Annotated in this window: 17 protein-coding genes; 2 read left to right on the top strand and 15 right to left on the bottom strand. The window is 50.4% G+C overall.

Annotation, left to right across the window (positions count from 1 at the left end; genetic code table 11):
- Window positions 1–155: 155 nt before the first annotated feature.
- From ACN0R1_RS17575 to ACN0R1_RS17555, 5 genes are all read right to left on the bottom strand, one after another.
- Window positions 156–1,055 (bottom strand): GGDEF domain-containing protein, encoded by a 900-nt coding sequence (locus tag ACN0R1_RS17575; RefSeq protein ID WP_417585247.1) that lies wholly within the window; start codon window positions 1,053–1,055, stop codon window positions 156–158.
- A gap of 35 nt (window positions 1,056–1,090) precedes the next feature.
- Window positions 1,091–1,396, bottom strand: coding sequence for a c-type cytochrome (locus ACN0R1_RS17570; protein ID WP_417585245.1), 306 nt, complete (start codon window positions 1,394–1,396; stop codon window positions 1,091–1,093).
- A gap of 248 nt (window positions 1,397–1,644) precedes the next feature.
- Window positions 1,645–3,561 (bottom strand): molecular chaperone HtpG, encoded by a 1,917-nt coding sequence (gene htpG / locus ACN0R1_RS17565; protein ID WP_417585243.1) that lies wholly within the window; start codon window positions 3,559–3,561, stop codon window positions 1,645–1,647.
- 91 nt (window positions 3,562–3,652) lie between these two features.
- Window positions 3,653–4,411: a DUF599 domain-containing protein gene (locus ACN0R1_RS17560; protein ID WP_417585241.1), complete on the bottom strand. Its 759-nt coding sequence runs from the start codon at window positions 4,409–4,411 to the stop codon at window positions 3,653–3,655.
- Between the two features lie 84 nt (window positions 4,412–4,495).
- Window positions 4,496–5,971, bottom strand: a complete 1,476-nt coding sequence (locus ACN0R1_RS17555; protein WP_417585239.1) for a protein adenylyltransferase SelO — start codon at window positions 5,969–5,971, stop codon at window positions 4,496–4,498.
- Between the two features lie 143 nt (window positions 5,972–6,114).
- On the opposite strand from ACN0R1_RS17555, the gene ACN0R1_RS17550 reads away from it, so the two are divergent.
- Window positions 6,115–6,438, top strand: coding sequence for a DUF3301 domain-containing protein (locus tag ACN0R1_RS17550; RefSeq protein WP_417585237.1), 324 nt, complete (start codon window positions 6,115–6,117; stop codon window positions 6,436–6,438).
- Between the two features lie 10 nt (window positions 6,439–6,448).
- On the opposite strand, the gene ACN0R1_RS17545 is transcribed toward ACN0R1_RS17550, so the two are convergent.
- From ACN0R1_RS17545 to sdhC, 10 genes are all read right to left on the bottom strand, one after another.
- Entirely contained in the window at window positions 6,449–7,669 is a 1,221-nt protein-coding gene (locus ACN0R1_RS17545) for a sensor domain-containing diguanylate cyclase (RefSeq protein ID WP_417585235.1), read from the bottom strand.
- Window positions 7,670–7,828: 159 nt separating this feature from the next.
- A complete protein-coding gene (gene sucD / locus ACN0R1_RS17540) occupies window positions 7,829–8,710 on the bottom strand; it encodes a succinate--CoA ligase subunit alpha (RefSeq protein WP_417585233.1) in 882 nt (293 codons plus the stop codon).
- A 2-nt stretch (window positions 8,711–8,712) separates the two neighbouring features.
- A complete protein-coding gene (gene sucC / locus ACN0R1_RS17535; RefSeq protein ID WP_417585231.1) occupies window positions 8,713–9,879 on the bottom strand; it encodes an ADP-forming succinate--CoA ligase subunit beta in 1,167 nt (388 codons plus the stop codon).
- 129 nt (window positions 9,880–10,008) lie between these two features.
- Window positions 10,009–11,445 (bottom strand): dihydrolipoyl dehydrogenase, encoded by a 1,437-nt coding sequence (lpdA, locus tag ACN0R1_RS17530; protein ID WP_417585229.1) that lies wholly within the window; start codon window positions 11,443–11,445, stop codon window positions 10,009–10,011.
- A gap of 39 nt (window positions 11,446–11,484) precedes the next feature.
- Window positions 11,485–12,699: a 2-oxoglutarate dehydrogenase complex dihydrolipoyllysine-residue succinyltransferase gene (odhB, locus tag ACN0R1_RS17525; RefSeq protein ID WP_417585227.1), complete on the bottom strand. Its 1,215-nt coding sequence runs from the start codon at window positions 12,697–12,699 to the stop codon at window positions 11,485–11,487.
- Window positions 12,700–12,745: 46 nt separating this feature from the next.
- On the bottom strand, window positions 12,746–15,577 hold the full coding sequence (locus tag ACN0R1_RS17520; protein WP_417585225.1) for a 2-oxoglutarate dehydrogenase E1 component: 2,832 nt from the start codon (window positions 15,575–15,577) through the stop codon (window positions 12,746–12,748).
- 271 nt (window positions 15,578–15,848) lie between these two features.
- Complete coding sequence (locus ACN0R1_RS17515; protein ID WP_417585223.1) at window positions 15,849–16,553, bottom strand: succinate dehydrogenase iron-sulfur subunit; 705 nt, start codon at window positions 16,551–16,553, stop codon at window positions 15,849–15,851.
- 12 nt (window positions 16,554–16,565) lie between these two features.
- Entirely contained in the window at window positions 16,566–18,338 is a 1,773-nt protein-coding gene (gene sdhA, locus ACN0R1_RS17510) for a succinate dehydrogenase flavoprotein subunit (RefSeq protein ID WP_417585221.1), read from the bottom strand.
- Between the two features lie 3 nt (window positions 18,339–18,341).
- Window positions 18,342–18,689, bottom strand: coding sequence for a succinate dehydrogenase, hydrophobic membrane anchor protein (gene sdhD / locus ACN0R1_RS17505; RefSeq protein ID WP_417585219.1), 348 nt, complete (start codon window positions 18,687–18,689; stop codon window positions 18,342–18,344).
- Window positions 18,683–19,060, bottom strand: a complete 378-nt coding sequence (gene sdhC / locus ACN0R1_RS17500; RefSeq protein WP_417585217.1) for a succinate dehydrogenase, cytochrome b556 subunit — start codon at window positions 19,058–19,060, stop codon at window positions 18,683–18,685. Before sdhC ends, sdhD begins: the two co-directional genes overlap by 7 nt.
- A 444-nt stretch (window positions 19,061–19,504) precedes the next feature.
- Here sdhC and gltA point away from each other — a divergent pair, with 444 nt between their 5' ends.
- Window positions 19,505–20,779, top strand: coding sequence for a citrate synthase (gene gltA / locus ACN0R1_RS17495; protein ID WP_417585215.1), 1,275 nt, complete (start codon window positions 19,505–19,507; stop codon window positions 20,777–20,779).
- The last annotated feature ends 169 nt before the right edge of the window (window positions 20,780–20,948 follow it).

Here is a 20,948-nt window from a genome sequence, read left to right as displayed (position 1 = left end):
ACTCAGATGCCGGTTTGCTTTCTCGTCAGATAAGCATGGCACATTGTTAGGGGGGCGGGTCCATCTTATTTCCTACAAAACATCACACATCCCCCCTTGTAGGAGCTTGCTCTGCGAGCGATCTTTCGCCCGCAGAGCGAGCTCCTACAGGGATGTTAGAAGGATTCGCCTTCTACGCGATTTCCGCCGCTTTGGCGAGCTACGGCCAGGTTTTCCATTACTCTACGAATCATGTCTTCGGAAGAATCTTCGATACCTGCCAAGGTGGCTACACCTACACTGACTGTGCAGCTGATATTGCCGGAGGCGAAGGGTAATTCCAGATCGTTTGTGAGTCTGCGTACGCGTTCACCGGCCAGTAATGCCTGGTCATGATTGGTTTCAGGCAAAAATAGCACTAGCTGGTCATCACTGAAACGGGCCAGGAAATCTGCCGTTCGCTTCATTCTGTGCAGCTCAGTAACCATGTGGCGCAGCAGTTGATCGCCGCCATCCCAACTATGTTCATCATTGATGCCGCTAAAGTCATCAACATCGATCAATAACATACTGCAGATGCCATCGTATCGCTGTGCCTGGGCAATGTTTTGCTCCAGCACTGGCATCAGCGCACGACGATTGTAGGCACCGGTCAACGGGTCACGCTGTGCCTGACTGGTGATGCGGCGTTCGAGTTTTTTTCGATCATTGATATTGCGTAAAGACCAGATCAGTTGATCGTCATCTGTAACCATAATCCGGCTATGGAACCAGATCACTTCTTTGAGCCCTAACGCTTTGAAAGCATGCTGATGATCTGGCCTGAACACCAGTTCATTTTTGACTACCTGGCGTTGTTCACGTGACGTTCTGATATAACCACGCAATAGCGTTAGAAAATCTTGTGGGAACAGGTCTTCCAGCGTTTTACCGGGCAACTCACTGACTAATAACCAATCCTCATCACCTGGGCTGACAACACGGACCGTTTCATCTTCAATGACAAACACCAGATCAGACGTAAGTGCCAACAAGGCATTGAATGAATCAGTCAGTTGTTTCTGTTCCTCAGACATACATTCTTCCTCAAGTAATTATGTTCAGCATACGCTTACTTCAAGCGACCTACTAGCTCTTCAACGGCAGCATGTAGCTGCTCATCTGTGCAACTGAAGCAGGTACCTTTAGGTGGCATGGCACCTTTACCGGTTAACACTGTCTGGGTCATTGCATCAACACCGGTTGCCAGACGTGGCGCCCAGCTAGCGGCATCATCAAGCTTCGGAGCACCCGCTAATCCAGCATCATGGCAAGCCTGACAATGACGGTCAACAATACCTTCAATTTCGGCATCAGCAAATACAACGCTGCTACCAAGCAGCAGAGCGAACGACAGAGGGGTAATTATTGTTTTCATAGGAATATCCAGACAGGTTGAAGTGATTTTCTTTCAAGAATAAACCAGAGTGGCAAACAAATCGAGAGGGTTGGAGACAATATCGCCCGCGGAACGGGCTCGTTGGGTGTAGGGGATTGGGGTTGGAGGGTTCGCCCGCGGAGCGGGCTCCTACATTAACTGCATTAACTGTAGGAGCTCGCTCTGCGAGCGATCTTTCGCCCGGAGACCGGGCTCCTACAGACCGCTCGCCCGGAGGGCGATATGGGTTAGGCGCTTAATTCAAGCAGGAGCTTATTTAGGCGCGTGATGTAGGCGGCGGGGTCGTCTAGCTGGCCGCCGGCGGCCAGGTCGGCCTGATCGAACAGCACCAGCGCCAAGTCAGCAAAGCGAGCTTCGTCAGGTTCCTGATCCAGTTTTTTGATTAACGGGTGTTCAGGGTTGAGTTCGAAGATCGGTTTGTTTTCCGGTACTGGCTGGCCAGCGGCTTCCATGATACGGCGCATCTGCGCACCCATGTCGTAGTCACCCAGCACCAGACAGGCTGGCGAATCGGTAAGACGATGGGTAACGCGAACGTCCGACACACGGGCATCCAGCACGGGCTTCAGGCGCTCCAGCAAGCCCTCCAACACCTTGGCGCTTTCTTCCTGCTGCTGCTTCTCTTCTTCGGTTTCGACTTCACCCAAGTTCAGTTCGCCCTTGGTGACATCCTGGAAGGACTTGCCTTCGAAGTCGAACAGCTGGCTCATCATCCATTCATCAATGCGGTCTGTCAGCAACAGCACTTCGATACCTTTCTTGCGGAAGATTTCCAAATGCGGGCTGTTTTTAGCAGTATTGTAGTTGTCAGCCACGACGTAGAAGATCTTCTCCTGACCTTCTTTCATCCGCGACACATAGTCTTCAAGGCCTACGCTCTGCTCGGCATTACCGGTATGGGTAGAGGCAAAGCGCAACAGCTTGAGAATTTTGTCACGATTGGCGTAGTCTTCGGCAGGCCCTTCTTTGATCACCTGGCCGAACTCTTTCCAGAAGCTGGCATACTTTTCAGCATCGTTTTTGGCCAGTTTGCTGAGCATATCCAGCACACGCTTGGTCAGGGCACTACGCAGCTTGTCGACATTCGGGTCTTTCTGCAGAATTTCACGGGAGACGTTCAGCGACAGGTTGTTGCTGTCGACTACACCCTTGATGAAACGCAGGTAGAGTGGCAGGAATTGGTCAGCCTGATCCATGATAAACACACGCTGCACGTACAACTTCAAGCCACGAGGCGCTTCACGGTTCCACAAATCAAACGGGGCATGACCGGGCAGATACAACAAGCTGGTATATTCCAGGTTGCCTTCGACCTTGTTATGCGACCAGCTCAGCGGCTCGGCGAAATCATGGGAAATATGCTTGTAGAATTCCTGATACTCTTCGTCGTTCAGGTCACTTTTGCTGCGTGTCCAGAGCGCTGTTGCACTGTTAACTGATTCGAATTCAGGTGCTTTGGCCTCAGGCGCTTCTTCACCTTCTTCAGGCTCTGATGCTTCTTTTTCCATTAACACCGGAAAGGCAATATGGTCAGAATATTTACGTACCAGGCTGCGCAGACGCCAGCCATCCGCAAACTCAGATTCAGCGTCTTTCAGATGCAGCACGATACGTGTACCACGTCCGGCTTTTTCAGTCGGCTCTATGGTGAAGTCACCCTCACCGCGTGAAGACCAGTGCACCGCATCAGTCACAGCGGTACCGGCACGACGGGAAAACACATCGACCTGATCGGCAACAATAAAAGAAGAATAAAAGCCGACACCAAACTGACCTATCAGTTGACTGTCTTTGGACTGATCACCGGTAAGATGCGACATGAAGCTGGCAGTCCCGGACTTGGCAATCGTCCCCAGATGCTCAATCACTTCATCGCGGTTCATACCTATGCCGTTATCTTCGATGGTGACCGTTTTGGCGTCTTTGTCAAAGCTAACGCGAATTTTTAAATCTGAATCTCCTTCATAAAGCTCAGCATTTTCCAGCGCTTCAAAACGCAGTTTTTCGGCTGCATCAGACGCATTGGAAATCAGCTCACGCAAGAAGATTTCTTTGTTGGAATAGAGCGAGTGCACCATCAGGTGCAGGAGTTGCTTAACCTCGGTCTGAAAACCAAGTGTTTCTTTCTGGGTTTCTGTACTCATTTGTACCTCAGACTCATGTTTGACGAAAAATCATCAAGGCTGAATGCCTTCACACTGGCTGAGATATAGGGGCAAATTTCAGAGTTTCAAGTTATTGTGTGCCATTATCGATGTTAGAAATCACTGGCCGGTTCAGTTCAGAGCTCATCATCAGGGTTGTCAGGGTTGAAGAACGGAACTCACGACGGTATAGCACAAAGACAATTACGGCACTCAACACCATGAATAACCAGGGATTAATAATCCAACTGAGTATAGCAATACTGAAATAATAGGAGCGCAAACCCAGGTTAAAGCTATTGGCCGCCATGGATGTCATCTTGGCGACACGTGCGGCATGGGCTTCCATTTCACGCTCGCTCAAACCCTCTCCGAGTGCCGGTGCACCACCGACCATGACTGAAGCAAAGCCATACTGGCGCAGGCTCCAGGTGAATTTAAAGAAGGCATAAACGAACAACAGCAACATCACCAGCAGTTTCAATTCCCACTCCTTGCGAGTGGCCGCCATGGCAAAAGGCAGATCCTCGATGAGACTGATGACCTGTTCGGTCGAACTCATGACGGTGAGAATACCGGCCATAACCAGAATAGTAGTACTGGCAAAGAAGGACACACTACGCTCCAGATTGGAGATGGCTGTGGTATCGGCAATACGATTATCGCGTGTCAGCATGCGTCGCATCCACTCGGTGCGATAGATATGCATCACACTCGCCAGGCAGGGCGTTGAATAGCTTTTCACTCTGGAATAAGCCATATAGCCATTAAAACAGACCAGGAACCAAACCAGTGCCAAAATATTGAGCCAGTTATCCAGAATAAAAGCCTGCTGAAAGTACATACCCATGCCTCACGCCGTAGTTAATCCTTAGTCTAATAGATCGCTTAGGGCAACTCTAGCGCAAGTGTCTGTATTTATCGAAATTACTGATCAGGAGGAACAGGTCAGGCAGATGGCTGCAGCCCAATCCGGCGGGGACGCCATAAAACGCTCTGCAGCCGCATGCTGCTCACAAGGATGGCGTAGAATTGGCAGCAACTGATTTACCAGCCGATAATCACCCTGTGTCGCTTCCCGTATAGCCTCCTCCGCCATGTAATTGCGCAGCAGGTAATAGGGATTAACGGAACGCATCTGCTGATGCCTGATGGGCCCACTGGCGTGTTCCTGCGTTACACGTTGTTGATAGGTTTGAAACCACTGCGCCCAATCCGCTGTATTCGACTGGGTAAATGCCTGTAATGCATCCGCCCTGAGTTCATCCGTCGTAAGTTCGGTCAGCGCACTGAAAAAAAGCGTAATGTCGGTTTTCTGCTGTTCAAACAACTGCCAAAGCTGACTTACCAGCTCGGCATCCCCTGCTTGCTCGGTTTGCAGACCAAGACGGGCTTTTTGACGACTCAACTGATACTGGGCCACCTTGGCCGGAAAGCTCTCCAGCTTAGCCTCCAGAGCTTCCCTGGAGATCAGAGGCAACAGCGCCTGAGCCAGACACGCCAGATTCCAATGCACTATCGCAGGCTGACGAAAGAAGGCATAACGCCCACCGTCATCATTTTTATTGGCGACATGATCAGGTTCATAGCTATCCAGAAAGGTGTAGGGGCCGTAATCAAAGGTCTCGCCCAGGATCGACATGTTGTCTGTGTTCAGAACACCATGGACAAAACCATAGGTTTGCCAATGCGCCACCAGCCGCGCCGTACGCTCCATAACTTGATCAAACATGGCCAGGTAGGGTTGATCTGCGCTACTGCAATCCGGATAGAAGCGTGCCAGACAGTAATCGGCCAGTTGCTTCAGTTCATCGTGCCGGCGACTGTAATACAACCATTCAAAATGACCAAAGCGAATATGGCAAGGCGTAACACGCAGCAACATAGCACAGGGCTCCATCCCCAGCCGTGGCGTGTATTCTTCACTCCCCACCAGACACAAAGCGTCGGTTGACGGGATACCCAGTCCATACATGGCCTCACTGACCAGATACTCGCGAATACTGGAACGTAACACTGCCCGACCATCACCAAAGCGTGAATAGGCCGTCTGCCCTGCCCCTTTCAGATGCAGGTCCCAACGTTGACCTTTGCTGTTAACCACTTCACCGAGCAGCAAACCTCGACCATCACCCAAGTCGGGGTTGTAATGGCCAAACTGATGTCCGGTATACTTCATCGCTAAAGGCTCTGCGCCCGGTAATGCCATCTGACCACCAAAATAACTGGCCAGGTCCTGCGGATGTGTTTGACAGGGATCCAGATCAAGATGAGCCGCCACCCGGGGGTTAAAGCTGATTAAATGTGCATTTTTCAGTGCTTTAGGTTGAGTACGCTGAAACCAGTGCGAGGGTAGCCCTGCATAAGTGTTATCGAAGTTGAGCGTATCAAGTGTGCGCATTCCAACCATGCCAGTCTCCCTTTTTCCGCTGCTTTCAGCTAAACCATACCATTTCACTCAACTATTTTCATCTACTCTTATTTATAAGTGCTTAGCTACAATTCAGGCCGACCAGCGTGTATATTTCATCCATACATTTGAAGGAAACGTTTATGTTGTTTGATTTGACGGCACTGATCTGGATGACCCTAATCGCTGTGATTGCACTACTCTGGTGGCAAAATCTCAAGGCGCGGGAGTTAGCACTTAAGCAGGTCAAGCGCTATTGCGAGCGCGAGGCTTTACAGTTGCTGGATCAGAGTGTCGCCTTGCGGCGCTTATCTATGGTTCGAAGCCCGCACAATGGCCAGTTAACCATTAAACGACGTTACGTCTTTGAGTTCACCAGTACCGGGGATGAACGCTACCAGGGCAATATAGAGTTACTTGGGTCCCGCATGCGGCATATCGAAGTTGATGCCCACCGAGTGCCCTGAATTCCGGCAACTAGATAACGCAGTTCCGTCCCGTTGCTTTGGTTTTGTACAAGCGACTATCCGCTTCGTGGATCACATCATTAATAGCATGCTTATCGATATAGCGGTACTGCTCAGGCGCAATTTCTACAACCCCAAAGCTGGCCGTTAATATTTGCTGCTCGCCCTCAAAACAAAATGGCGCACTTTGCAATGAAGCACGAAGACTTTCAGCCCGATTATAGGCTTGTGGGTAGCTGGTTGAAGGCAGCACGATTAAAAACTCTTCCCCACCAAAACGAAAGATCAGATCCGAACACCGTAACTGCTCAACCATGCGCTGTGCAAAAAACTTCAGGGCGGCATCACCAACAAGGTGTCCCTTATCATCGTTCAACAGCTTGAAGTTATCCAGATCACACATAACTACGCAAAAAGAGGTTTCGGTGGCTTTGGATATTTCCATTTGATTGATCAACACTTTATCCATTGACCGGCGTGACAACAAACCAGTCAGAGGATCCTTATTATAGGTACTCACCAAGATCATGTTATTGATCAGTGATATTTCACTACCCATATCCAGAGACAAAAACTCAGTCCGTTTAACCAAAGCGTGCATACGCAAGTTATTGCGCACATTGTGTAATTCTTTCGCTATAGCCGACGAGGTACCGTGTAATTTTTGGTGCAATTCTTCTATGTGCTTACGATGGCTGCTATCGCGGATGATATCCTGACCTTCTCCATACAACCATTGACCAAATGCGCAACACTGTGGATTAGCCTCGGGAAGCAACTCGTGATTGTTGCTTAATACCGCTTTCACCAAATCTTGCATCCAGACTAAATGTGCTTCGAAATGTACCAGCAGATTTTTCTCACTCAGAGCATTGATATGCTGAATGCGCAGATGGTTACGTCTTTCCAGGTCTTTAAGGTAATGCTGTATATACAGACTGGCAAAGCTGTCTTCGAGTCGATTAAATTCATTTTGGGTGCGTTCCACAGCCACCATATCGGCCTTGACCACGGCCGCATTAATTGCTTTGGTTCTTAGCAGTGCCAATTCATGTGTGATCAGCGTAAATGGAATTTTCTGCTCAGATATAGCGAACGCCAGCTGTTCAATATCAGGGCTTTGGAAATCCTGCCCTAATAGCACCTCTATTTTTCGTGCCAACTCCTGAATCGATTGCTGATGCGAACCTTCAACGACTACTGGCTGGCTTTTACGGTAGGGTACATCCACAGCTATTTAATCCCAAAATTCGAAAAACGGGTGATTATAAAGCTAACGAGCCAGTAAAAATTGATACAGATCAACAACTGTACAAAAAATGCACGCTCCGCTGCACATAAAAAAAGGCAGCCATAAAGGCTGCCTTTTTTGAAACCCTAGAGATAAGGGTTACTTGGTTGGCCAACCTGTCAGTTCAGACAGTGCCTTGCCAATATCCGCCAGCGAGCGAACAGTTTTCACACCAGCATCTTCCAGTGCTGCAAACTTCTCGGCCGCTGTACCTTTACCACCCGAGATGATCGCACCAGCATGACCCATGCGCTTACCAGCAGGTGCAGTAACACCGGCAATGTAAGATACAACGGGCTTGGTGACATTGGCTTTGATGTAAGCCGCGGCTTCTTCTTCAGCAGAACCACCGATCTCACCGATCATGACGATCGCTTCAGTCTGCGGATCATTCTGGAAGAGTTCCAGAATATCGATGAAGTTAGAACCAGGGATTGGATCACCACCAATACCGACACAAGTAGACTGACCGAAACCAGCATCTGTAGTCTGCTTAACCGCTTCATAAGTCAGTGTACCGGAACGCGATACGATACCGACTTTACCCGGCAGGTGAATGTGACCTGGCATGATACCGATCTTGCACTCGCCCGGGGTGATAACACCTGGGCAGTTAGGTCCGATCAGACGCACACCCAGCTCATCACACTTGACTTTACACTGCAGCATATCCAGAGTCGGGATGCCTTCAGTGATACAAATGATCAGTTTGATGCCGCTGTTAGCCGCTTCCAGGATAGAATCCTTACAGAAAGCCGCTGGTACGTAGATTACAGAGGCTTCAGCGCCAGTAGCTTCTACAGCTTCAGCAACGGTATTGAATACCGGCAGACCCAGGTGCTCAGTACCGCCTTTGCCCGGTGTAACACCACCGACCATTTTAGTACCGTAAGCAATCGCCTGCTCAGAATGGAAGGTACCCTGGCCACCAGTGAATCCCTGACAGATTACTTTGGTGTCTTTATTGATAAGAATTGCCATGATTATTTACCCTCCGCTGCTTTAACGACCTGCACTGCTGCATCAGTCAAACTGGTGGCTGCAATGATATCCAGACCGGACTCAGCCAAACGCTGGGCACCCAGCTCGGCATTGTTACCTTCCAGACGCACGACGACTGGAACTTCAACGCCGACTTCTTTCACAGCACCGATAATGCCGTCAGCAATCAGGTCACAACGTACAATACCGCCGAAGATGTTAACCAGAACCGCTTTTACACTGCTATCAGACAGGATAATTTTGAAGGCTTCGGTAACACGCTCTTTGGTTGCACCACCGCCAACGTCGAGGAAGTTTGCAGGCTGACCACCGTGCAGTTTAACAATGTCCATGGTACCCATGGCCAAACCGGCACCATTAACCATACAACCGATATTACCTTCCAGAGCAACGTAGTTCAGTTCCCACTGAGCCGCATGCGCTTCGCGCTCATCATCCTGTGAAGGATCATGCATCGCCTGAATATCTTTATGACGGTAAATCGCATTGCTGTCGATAACGATTTTAGCGTCCAGACAGTGCAGGTTGCCAGCATCAGTGATAACCAGCGGGTTAATTTCCAGCAATGCCAGATCTTTTTCTTCAAACATTTTAGCCAGACCCATAAAGATCTGTACAAACTGTTTAATTTGATCGCCCTGCAAACCCAATTTGAATGCCAATTCACGGCCCTGGTATGGCTGTGCACCGGTCATAGGATCGATCGTAGCTTTGAGGATTTTCTCAGGTGTTTCATGCGCCACTTTCTCGATCTCAACACCACCTTCAGTAGAGGCCATGAAAACGATGCGACGGGTAGAACGGTCAACAACTGCACCCAAATAGAGTTCGTTGGCGATATCGGTGCAAGTTTCTACCAAAATTTTGGTAACTGGCTGACCACTAGCATCTGTCTGGTAAGTTACCAGACGCTGGCCCAGCCATTTTTCAGCAAATGCTGCAGCATCTGCAGGAGTATCTACCAGCTTAACACCGCCAGCTTTACCACGTCCGCCTGCGTGAACCTGGGCTTTTACAACCCATTTGTCACCACCGATTTTTTCTGCTGCTGCGGCTGCGTCTTCCGGCGTATCTACCGCGAAGCCAATGGAAACCGGCAGACCATATTGAGCAAACAGCTGTTTGCCTTGGTATTCATGAAGGTTCATGTTCTGATCCGTTGAATTATCGATTAAACATGTACAGCACAGGGCTGTTAACCGCTGACTGCACCTTGTGTGAACTGCACGCGCAGTGAAGCAGGCTTGTGGCCTGTCACTGCACAGCAACCCTTCAGGTTAGCGCTTTTTACGGTTGGCTACATGGATAGCATGATTATCCACAGCCAGTGCGGCTTCATGAACCGCTTCACTCACTGTTGGGTGAGCGAAAACTGTCATCTGCAAATCTTCCGCAGTTGAACAGAATTCCATCGCAATCACCGCTTGCGCGATAAGTTCTGAGGCAATACCACCGACGATATGTACACCCAGAATGCGATCGGTTTTTTCGTCAGCAATCATTTTGACGAAACCTTCAGTGGCATTGGCAGCCATTGCACGGCCTGACGCCGCAAACGGGAATTTGCCAACTTTGATCGCTACACCTTCGTTCTTCAGCTCTTGCTCGGTTTTACCGACCCAAGCCAGTTCAGGGAAGGTGTAGATGATGTTCGGTACACAGTCATAGTTCAGCTGTGCTTTGTGGCCAGCGATGATATCCACGACCATGATGCCTTCTTCAGACGCTTTATGCGCCAGCATCGGACCACGGACGATATCACCAATCGCATAGACGCCCGGCGCATTGGTACGGCACTGCTCATCAACGAAGATGAAGCCACGCTCGTCCAGTTTGACACCTGTGTCATCAGAGACCAGACCCTGGGTCAGTGGACGACGGCCCACAGCAACGATCAGCTTATCAACCACCAGCTCCTGTTCGCCATTAGCGTCAGTGTACTTGACAGTCACTTCCTTGCCTTTGACTTCAGTTCCAGTGCAGCGTGCGCCCAGCTTGATATCCAGACCCTGTTTGGTCATCTGCTTGTGGGCTTCTTTGGCAACGTCCTGATCAGCCAAGGCCAGGAAAGAGTCCATTGCTTCCAGTACGGTGACTTCTGAACCACAACGCGCCCAGATAGAACCCATTTCCAGACCGATAACACCGGCACCGATAATACCCAGACGCTTAGGCACTTCATCGATATCCAATGCACCGGCGTTATCCAGAATCAAACCTTCAGTCAGCGGTGCAGGCGGGATTTCAACAGGTACAGAACCTGAAGCCAGAATAACATTCTCGGCTTCGTGCAGGCTGACAGAACCATCATTGGCCGTTACTTCAACCTGTTTGTTGGCTAGCAACTTGCCTTTACCCTGCAGCAATGTGACGCCATTGGCTTTGAACAAGCCAGCGATACCACCGGTCAGATTTTTTACGATCTGGTTTTTGCGGGTCACCATCTGTTTGGTGTCCATGCGCACGTTTTCTGCCAGAATACCCTGTGCGGCGAAGCCATGTTGTGCTTCGTGCAGCTTGTGGGTAGTTTCCAGCAGTGCTTTAGACGGAATACAACCTACGTTCAGACAGGTGCCGCCCAATACCGCAGCGCCCTTATCATCAACCCATTTTTCAACACAAGCTGTTTTTAAGCCCAGTTGAGCGGCACGGATAGCGGCTACATAACCACCAGGACCGGAACCAATTATAATTACATCAAACTTATCAGACATTAATCTATCCTGTTTTCAGTTGAGTGACTATTCGCGTACTTAGACTTCAAGCAGCAAACGTGCAGGATCTTCCAGTAAATCTTTTATCGTAACCAAGAATTGTACCGCTTCCTTACCATCAATCATACGGTGGTCGTATGACAGGGCCAGGTACATCATTGGCAGGATCACAACCTGGCCATTGACTGCCATAGGACGTTCCTGGATTTTGTGCATACCCAAAATCGCGGTCTGCGGTGGGTTCAGGATCGGCGTTGACATCAGTGAACCGAACACACCACCGTTAGTGATGGTGAAGGTGCCGCCCTGCATGTCATCCATACCCAGCTTACCATCACGACCACGTCTGCCAAAGTCAGCAATGGTGGCTTCAACATCAGCCAGACTCATGCTGTCGGTATCACGCAGCACCGGTACCATCAAACCACGTTCGGTGGATACAGCCACACCGATATCCTGGTAACCATGATAAACCATGTCGCTGCCATCGAGAGAAGCATTAACACCTGGGAAGCGTTTCAGTGCTTCTGTGGTGGCTTTTACGAAGAAAGACATAAAGCCCAAACGAGTACCATTGTGGGTCTTTTCGAACAGATCTTTGTACTGCTTACGCAGTTCCATGACCGGCTTCATGTTAACTTCGTTATAGGTAGTCAACATGGCGGCATTTTGCTGTGCTTCAACCAGACGTTTGGCAATGGTGGCACGCAGACGCGTCATCGGAACACGTTTTTCAACACGCTCACCAGCGGCTACATTCAAGGTAACTGCAGGGGCTGCCGCTTTAGGGGCTGCCGCTGCCGGCGCAGGTGCGGCACTGCGATTATTCAGGTAAGACTGAACATCTTCCTTGGTGATGCCACCATTTTTGCCAGTGCCTTTGATCTGCGAGGCATCCAGGTTGTTTTCATCAATCAGTTTACGCGCTGCCGGGCCGACTTTTTCTGCATCGGTAGTCGAAGCGTCATCACCTGACTGAGAAGCCGTATCAGCAGCCGGGGCGGCTGACGCCACAGCACCGGCTGCAAAGATAGCCAGCACTTCTTCACTCAGTACTGTGTCGCCTTCACCCTTAAGGATCTCTTTAAGCACACCGTCTGCCGGTGCGACAACTTCCAGGACAACCTTGTCGGTTTCAATATCAACAATCAGTTCATCAGTTACACAGGCCTCGCCTGGCTGTTTGTGCCAGGTAGCGACTGTTCCGTCGGCGACCGATTCAGGAAACGTAGGTGCTTTAATTTCGATACTCATGTTCTTTCCTTTTGTATGCTGCTCAGTGGTTCATTCGAACGTGTTATTAACCATTAATCGCTTCATTAACCAGTTTTTCTTGCTGCTCAATGTGCACAGAGATATAGCCGACAGCGGGCGCCGCTGCATGTGGCCGACCGACGCCTTCCAGGAAGAGTTTCGGATTATGCTTCTGTAGCACGTGACGCATATGGTGCTGACTGCAATACCAAGCACCCTGGTTCATCGGCTCTTCCTGACACCAAACCACTGACTCGAGATTAGTATAGTCGGCTATGGCGTTAGCGAGAGGCACTTCCGGGAAAGGATAGAGCTGCTCGATACGCACGATGGCGACATCTTGTTTTTCCAGTTCAGCACGACGGTTATACAGGTCGTAGTAGACCTTACCACTACACATGACCAGACGCTTGACCTTCTTCGCATCCAGCTTATCCACTTCTGGAATAACCGGCTGGAAGGATCCATCAGCCAGGTCTTCAAGCGAGCTAACGGCCTGCTTGTGACGCAGCAAGGATTTTGGTGACATGATCACTAGCGGCTTACGCAGTGGACGTGTCATCTGACGACGCAACAGATGGAAAATCTGTGCAGGTGTTGTCGGTACCGCAACCTGGATATTGTGTTCAGCACACATTTGCAGGAAGCGTTCCAGCCTGGCCGATGAGTGCTCTGGTCCCTGCCCTTCAAAGCCGTGCGGCAACAGCATGGTCAGGCCACACAGGCGGCCCCACTTGTGCTCGCCACTGGTGATAAACTGGTCGATAACCACCTGAGCACCGTTGGCAAAGTCACCAAACTGCGCTTCCCAGATCACCATAGTATTCGGCATGGTGGTAGAGTAACCGTACTCAAACGCCAGTACCGCTTCTTCCGACAGGTAGGAGTCGTAAATATCAAACTGCGGTTGATCATCAGCCAGGTGCCTCAGCGGCGTATAAGTACTGGCATCTTTCTGGCTATGCACAACAGCATGACGGTGTGAGAAAGTACCTCGGCCAACATCCTGCCCAGTAAGACGGACTGGATTGCCTTCAGCCAACAAAGTGGCATATGCCAAGGTCTCAGCAAAGCCCCAGTTGATTTCCATCGCACCGGCGGCCATACGCACACGGTCATCATAGATCTTCTGTACCTGACGCTGAATCGGGAAGCCTTCAGGGAAGCGGCACATTTTCTGTCCCAGCTCTTGCAGCAGTTTGATATCAACGCGGGTGTCGGCATCAAAGCTCCACTGGTGGCCCAGGTAGGGTTTCCAGTCAACGAAGAGTTCAGTGTTGGGTTCCAGCACCAGTGATTTGGCGACATGCTCGCCATTTTCGAGCGCTTTGCGGTAGGACTGTTCCATCTCTTTGGCGTCATCAGCCGAGATTACTCCCTCTTCCTGCAAACGCAACGCATAGAGCTCACGGGTGGTTTTCTGTACTTTGATCTGCTTGTACATCATCGGCTGAGTACCGGAGGGCTCATCCGCTTCGTTATGACCACGACGGCGATAGCAAACCAGGTCGATCACCACGTCTTTATTGAACTCATTGCGGTAATCCAATGCCAACTGCGTAACGAAACGCACGGCTTCTGGATCATCCCCATTCACATGGAAAATAGGCGCCTGAACCATTTTAGCTACATCGGTACAGTATTCAGTCGAACGCGCATCTTCTTTCTTCGAGGTGGTGAAGCCCACCTGGTTGTTGATTACCAGATGAATGGTACCGCCAGTTTTGTAGGCACGGGTCTGTGACATCTGGAAAGTTTCCATGACCACACCCTGACCCGCAAAAGCCGCATCACCATGGATCGAAACAGGAATAACCGTGTTGCCGACAGTATCTTTACGGCGATCCTGGCGTGCACGTACAGAGCCTTCGACCACCGGAGAAACAATCTCCAGATGTGATGGGTTAAACGCCATTGCCAAATGCACTTCGCCACCGGGTGTCATCACGTTGGATGAAAAACCCTGGTGGTACTTAACATCGCCAGAGGTTTCGAGGGTTTTCTTACCTTCGAACTCGCCAAACAGATCTGACGGATTTTTACCAAACAGATTCACGAGCACGTTCAGACGGCCACGGTGAGCCATGCCGATGACGATCTCTTTAGCGCCATCTTTACCGGCACGCTGAACCAGTTCATCCAAACAAGGGATGAGCGACTCACCACCTTCTACACCAAAGCGCTTAGCACCGGCGTAACGTGATCCCAGGTATTTTTCCAGACCTTCAGCGGCGGTCAAACGTTCCAGAATATGTTTGCGTGTATCGGCCTCCAGCACGGGATCACAGCGAACCGGCTCCATGCGAGACTGAATCCAACGCTTTTCCTGAGTATCAACAATGTGCATGTACTCAGCACCTACAGATGAACAGTAGGTTTTCTTCAGATCGGCAACGATGTCTTTAAGCGGCGCTTCTTCCTGACCGAAGAACAGCGAGCCCAACTGGAACTTGGTATCGTAATCAGCTTCAGACAGCTCATGAAAACGCAAATCCAGATCGGGTACCGGTGGACGCTCCAGCAGATACAGCGGATCTATCTGAGCAATCTGATGGCCACGCACACGGTAGGCATTGATCATGCGCAACACACGAACCTGTTTCTTTTCGTGCTCGGAGCTGACACTACCCGCGGCGGCCGGTCCGGCTCTGCGCTGTGTTTTAGCCAGCAACTGGAAGTGGTCACGAACGGGAGAGTGTGGGATATCCTGAGTGAGGTTACTACCTGTTCCCGGGAGTCTGTCGAATTCTTCACGCCATTCTTGTGGAACGGCATTGGGATCTAGCAGGTAAGTTTCGTAGAGTTGTTCAACATATGAAAGGTTGCCACCGTATAGGTGAGCATTCTTCCACATCAGCTCCATCATGCTGTCTTGCATTATTATTTCACCCTGAGTCTGAGGTAAGCTGTCCGGCAAGGCTGCACCACTCCTCACCACACTTGGCTGGCTTCCTCTTAGCTGATTACCGTTTTTGATGCTGTCTGATGCACTACACAGACGCACTCTCGTTATTTTACGACTTTTCTGCTGCGCTTAACACAGTTCATCCACCGGAAATTCTACAGAAATTAATGGCTGGCGTAACATAGACCTTTTGGGTAGATGCAAAAACGGCGCCTGAGGGCGCCGTTTTGTTGGATATCCGTGATCAGGTTGCCCTTTGCAGCAGCAGATTACGAATTTTACCAATCGCCTTGGTTGGGTTCAGCCCCTTAGGACAAACGCTCACACAGTTCATGATACCGTGGCAACGGAACACACTGAACGGATCATCCAGCTCAGCCAAACGCTCTTCACGGGCGGTATCACGCGTATCCGCCAGGAAACGATACGCCTGCAACAGACCTGAAGGACCAATGAACTTGTCCGGGTTCCACCAGAAAGACGGACAGGCGGTTGAACAACAAGCACAAAGAATGCACTCATAGAGTCCGTCCAGCTCGGCACGATCTTCCGGCGTTTGCAGACGCTCAATAGCGGGCGCAGGCGTGTCATTGATCAGGAACGGCTTGACCTTTTCATACTGCTTGTAGAATTGGGTCATATCAATAACCAGATCACGAATGACAGGCAGACCTGGCAATGGACGCAATACCAGCTTGTCTTTTGCGACAACCTGAGACAAGGCCGTAATACACGCCAGACCATTTTTACCATTCATGTTCATGCCATCAGAACCGCACACGCCTTCACGGCATGAGCGTCTGAACGCCAGGGTAGGATCTTTTTCTTTCAGTAGCTGGAGCAGGTCCAGTACCATGATGTCCTTACCACCCGGGATATCAATATGGATATCCTGCATGTAGGGTGCATCGTCTGTTTCAGGGTTGTATCTGTATACACTTACCAGCATATCATCAGCCTCTTAGTAAGTTCTGATCTTGGGCGGGAAGGCGTCCATGGTTTTAGGTGCAAAGTTAACTGCACGCTTACCTATACGCTTATCAGCCGGATAATAGACCGAGTGACACAGCCAGTTTTCATCATCACGCTCGGTGAAGTCGTTACGGGCATGCGCACCGCGAGACTCTTTACGCTCAATGGCGGCAACAGCCGTGGCTTCAGCAACTTCCAACAGGTTTTCAAGCTCCAGTGCTTCAATACGTGAGGTATTGAACGCCTGACTCTTGTCCTCCAGATACAGGTTTTCGACCTTGTTACGGATTTCACCCAGTAACTGCAGGCCTTTATCCATACTTGGACCGTCACGGAATACACCGAAGTACAGCTGCATAGTGCTCTGCAACTCTTTACGTACATCAGCGATTTTCTCACCACCGGCAGAATTATTCAGGCGGTTCAGACGTACCATAGCGGCTTCGATGTCAGCCTCGGTAGCATCTTTTACTTCATAGCCTTCACGCATCTGCTGTTCGATCTGAATGCCCGCTGCACGACCAAATACCACCAGATCCAGCAGTGAGTTACCACCCAGACGGTTAGCACCGTGAACAGACACACACGCCACTTCACCACAGGCAAACAAACCATCAATAATCTGATCATTGCCTTCGGCATCCGGAGAAATAACCTGACCACCAATGTTAGTCGGCAAGCCACCCATCATATAGTGGCAGGTAGGCACCACAGGAATCGGCTCTTTAACCGGGTCCACAGCCGCAAAGGTTTTTGACAGTTCGCAAATACCAGGCAAGCGTGAATGCAGAACTTCTTCACCCAGGTGATCCAGCTTCAGCAATACGTGATCACCATCCGGGCCACAACCGCGACCACCGAGGATCTCCAGAATCATTGAACGCGCAACCACATCACGACCAGCAAGATCTTTGGCGTTGGGCGCATAGCGCTCCATGAAACGCTCACCATCTTTATTGATCAGATAGCCACCTTCACCACGGCAACCCTCTGTTACCAGAGTTCCCGCACCGGCAATACCGGTCGGATGGAACTGCCACATTTCCATATCCTGCGCCGCAAAACCTGCACGCAACGCCATACCCATACCGTCACCGGTGTTGATAAGCGCATTGGTTGTAGAGGCGAAGATACGTCCTGCACCACCTGTAGCAAGCACAGTGGCCTTGGCTTTGATATAAACGGTTTCACCGGTTTCGATGCAAATGGCAATACTACCCACAACCGCGCCATCAACATTTTTCACCAGATCAACGGCATACCATTCATTCAGAAAGGTAGTGCCAGCCTTCATATTGGCTTGATACAGGGTGTGCAACAAGGCGTGACCGGTACGGTCAGCGGCAGCACAGGTACGTGCAGCCTGAGTCGGGTTATCCGGGCCTTTTGACTGACCACCGAATGGACGCTGATAGATACGGCCAATTTCAGTACGCGAGAAAGGCAGACCCATGTGATCCAGTTCAAATACAGCCTGAGGACCGACAGAACACATGTATTCAATCGCATCCTGGTCACCGATATAGTCCGACCCTTTAACGGTGTCGTACATATGCCAGCGCCAATCATCATTGGGGTCCGCACTGGCAATCGCACAGGTGATACCACCCTGAGCAGAAACGGTGTGTGAACGGGTCGGGAAGACTTTAGTGACACAGGCAGTTTTCAGACCTGACTGAGCCAACTGAAGTGCAGCACGCATGCCCGCACCACCGCCACCGACAACAATGGCATCAAAGGTTAAAGTACGCAGCTTAGTCATTGTTTAGACACTCCACAGAATCTGAATGCCCCACACAACGTATATAAACGCCAGCAGGCCACAAACGGCTTGAAACACGAAACGGATACCGGTCTGTTTGATATAGTCAGTGGAAACCGACCAGAGACCGATCCAGGCATGCGCAACCATAGACAAAATTGCCAACAGAGTGAAAATGCGCATGGCCGTGTTTTCAAATAATGCAGACCACTGTGCATAGCTCAGATCAGAACTGAACAGCAGATAGCCCAACATGAAAATGGTGTAGGCCATCAGCACGACAGCCGTGACGCGCTGCATCATCCAGTCGTAAAGGCCGCTACGGCCAAAATTCGTAATAGTTGTTACCATATCCATACTCCTGCCAGAAGGACTAATACACCGCCAAGGATCAGGGTGACTTTAGCAGCCAAGGTTCCTGACTCCAGCTCTTCGAAGTAGCCAAGATCCATAATCAGATGCTTGATACCGGCAACGAGGTGGTACAGCAGTGCGGAGACGAATCCCCAAGCGATGAGTTTTGCCAGGAAACTATCCCGGAGAAGATCAGCGGCGGCATCAAAGCCCGACTGAGAATCCAGCGACAGACTCAATAAATACAACGCAAAGATGGCGCCAAAAAACAGCGCAACACCGCTTATACGATGCAGTATTGAGGTGACCCCCGGAAGTGGCAGTTTAATAGTTTGTATATCTAAATTTACAGGTCGTTTTTTGTTCACGGCTCTAGTTCACACTTTTGAGTCCCTTTGCAGGACGGGTTGCTGGGAAGTGCTCAGAAGCAGTAGTTCGTTTGCCGAACTGGCATTGCACATTTGTGTCATTGCACAAGTGTACAATGGCAACTCAGGGCCGGAGTATAGTCATTTACCAGTTTGAATACAACGCAACTTGACGCCTGTACAACAATGGTCTAACACCCACCACGCCGCTACTACACCACTTTCTGCTACATTCTTAGTAGATATGCACGACCAAGGGATTCAGATCACTCATACCGTTATATTATGCTATGCTGCAATGCGGTATTCGCCTTTAGGTTGAATTGACAAACCCTGCCCAATCTCTATAGTTGTCGAGTTCTCATTCAGGTAGTACCTGATAATGTAATCAAGTGACTAAACAACTAAGTCATTGTAATTATAACCGAATAATAGGAGCCAACTATGGCTGACAAGATAGCTCGTTTGACGGTCGATGGCCTGGACGGAACGATTGAACTTCCTGTGTACTCCGGAACTGAAGGCCCGGATGTCATAGATGTTCGTCCACTGACTGGCAAAGGTCTTTTCACCTATGACCCCGGCTTCGTGTCCACGGCGGCCTGTGAATCACAGATAACCTATATAGACGGCGACCAGGGAATACTGCTGCACCGCGGCTACCCAATTGATCAACTGGCTGAAAAATCAGACTATCTGGAAGTGTGTTATCTGCTGCTGAATGGCGAACTGCCAGATGCCGAGCAGAAGAAAACTTTTGTTACCACCATCAGCAACCATACCATGGTGCATGAACAACTGATCTCCTTCTTTAAGGGCTTCCGTCGTGATGCACACCCTATGGCAATTATGTGTGGTGTTGTCGGTGCACTTTCAGCGTTTTACCATGACTCTTTGGATATCAACAATGCACATCACCGTGAAGTCTGTGCTTATCGCTTGATTGCCAAGATGCCAACACTGGCGGCCATGTGTCACAAGTACTCTATCGGCCAACCCTTCATTTTTCCACGTAATGACAAGGGTTATGCAGAAAACTTCCTGCGCATGATGTTCGCTACACCCTGCTCAGACTATGAAGCCAACCCGATACTGGTTCGCGCCATGGACCGTATCTTTACGCTGCATGCCGATCATGAACAGAATGCTTCAACCTCAACTGTACGCCTGGCAGGCTCATCGGGTGCCAACCCCTTCGCCTGTATCGCTGCCGGTATTGCCGCCCTCTGGGGACCCGCTCACGGCGGTGCAAACGAAGCCGTTCTGACCATGCTTGAAGAGATAGGCGATGAAGCCAACATCCCTGAGTTTATCAAGCGCGCCAAGGATCCTGATGATCAGTTCCGCCTGATGGGCTTTGGTCACCGCGTTTATCGTAACTTCGACCCGCGCTCACGGGTAATGAAAAAAACCTGCGATGAAGTGCTTAACGAACTCGGCATCAATGATCCGTTGCTGAAAATCGCTAGCCGTCTGGAAGAAATTGCCCTGGAAGATCCCTACTTTGTAGAGCGCAAGCTGTACCCGAACGTAGACTTCTATTCAGGTATCATTCTGAAGGCAATGGGCATTCCAACCAGCATGTTCACGGTGATTTTTGCCATGTCACGCACCATTGGCTGGATCTCACACTGGAACGAATTCCATTCCAGCCCGAACCGAATTGGCCGTCCGCGCCAGCTCTACACCGGTGCCAAAAAACGCGATTACCCGGGTTAACACCCAACCTTGTAGGAGCCCGCTCTGCGGGCGATTCGATTCGCTCGCGGAGCGAGCTCCCACAGGGGGGTGCATCGTAGGAGCCCGGTCTCCGGGCGATTGTTTTTCGCTCGCGGAGCGAGCTCCCACAGCGAGCTCCTACAGGGGGTGCATCGTAGGAGCCCGGTCT

Source organism: Nitrincola sp. (genome assembly GCF_048264025.1).
Lineage (GTDB): Bacteria > Pseudomonadota > Gammaproteobacteria > Pseudomonadales > Balneatricaceae > Nitrincola.
This window is presented reverse-complemented; position numbering and strand designations above follow the sequence as displayed.

What these genes read in the sequence shown, in the direction of transcription:
- sucC (WP_417585231.1), bottom strand. Translation starts at nt 9,879, where the DNA reads ATGAACCTTCATGAATACCAAGGCAAACAGCTGTTTGCTCAATATGGT.
- ACN0R1_RS17570 (WP_417585245.1), bottom strand. Translation starts at nt 1,396, where the DNA reads ATGAAAACAATAATTACCCCTCTGTCGTTCGCTCTGCTGCTTGGTAGC.
- sucD (WP_417585233.1), bottom strand. Translation starts at nt 8,710, where the DNA reads ATGGCAATTCTTATCAATAAAGACACCAAAGTAATCTGTCAGGGATTC.
- ACN0R1_RS17560 (WP_417585241.1), bottom strand. Translation starts at nt 4,411, where the DNA reads ATGGGTATGTACTTTCAGCAGGCTTTTATTCTGGATAACTGGCTCAAT.
- ACN0R1_RS17515 (WP_417585223.1), bottom strand. Translation starts at nt 16,553, where the DNA reads ATGCTGGTAAGTGTATACAGATACAACCCTGAAACAGACGATGCACCC.
- sdhA (WP_417585221.1), bottom strand. Translation starts at nt 18,338, where the DNA reads ATGACTAAGCTGCGTACTTTAACCTTTGATGCCATTGTTGTCGGTGGC.
- ACN0R1_RS17550 (WP_417585237.1), top strand. Translation starts at nt 6,115, where the DNA reads ATGTTGTTTGATTTGACGGCACTGATCTGGATGACCCTAATCGCTGTG.
- odhB (WP_417585227.1), bottom strand. Translation starts at nt 12,699, where the DNA reads ATGAGTATCGAAATTAAAGCACCTACGTTTCCTGAATCGGTCGCCGAC.
- gltA (WP_417585215.1), top strand. Translation starts at nt 19,505, where the DNA reads ATGGCTGACAAGATAGCTCGTTTGACGGTCGATGGCCTGGACGGAACG.
- htpG (WP_417585243.1), bottom strand. Translation starts at nt 3,561, where the DNA reads ATGAGTACAGAAACCCAGAAAGAAACACTTGGTTTTCAGACCGAGGTT.
- sdhD (WP_417585219.1), bottom strand. Translation starts at nt 18,689, where the DNA reads ATGGTAACAACTATTACGAATTTTGGCCGTAGCGGCCTTTACGACTGG.
- ACN0R1_RS17575 (WP_417585247.1), bottom strand. Translation starts at nt 1,055, where the DNA reads ATGTCTGAGGAACAGAAACAACTGACTGATTCATTCAATGCCTTGTTG.
- ACN0R1_RS17555 (WP_417585239.1), bottom strand. Translation starts at nt 5,971, where the DNA reads ATGGTTGGAATGCGCACACTTGATACGCTCAACTTCGATAACACTTAT.
- lpdA (WP_417585229.1), bottom strand. Translation starts at nt 11,445, where the DNA reads ATGTCTGATAAGTTTGATGTAATTATAATTGGTTCCGGTCCTGGTGGT.
- ACN0R1_RS17520 (WP_417585225.1), bottom strand. Translation starts at nt 15,577, where the DNA reads ATGCAAGACAGCATGATGGAGCTGATGTGGAAGAATGCTCACCTATAC.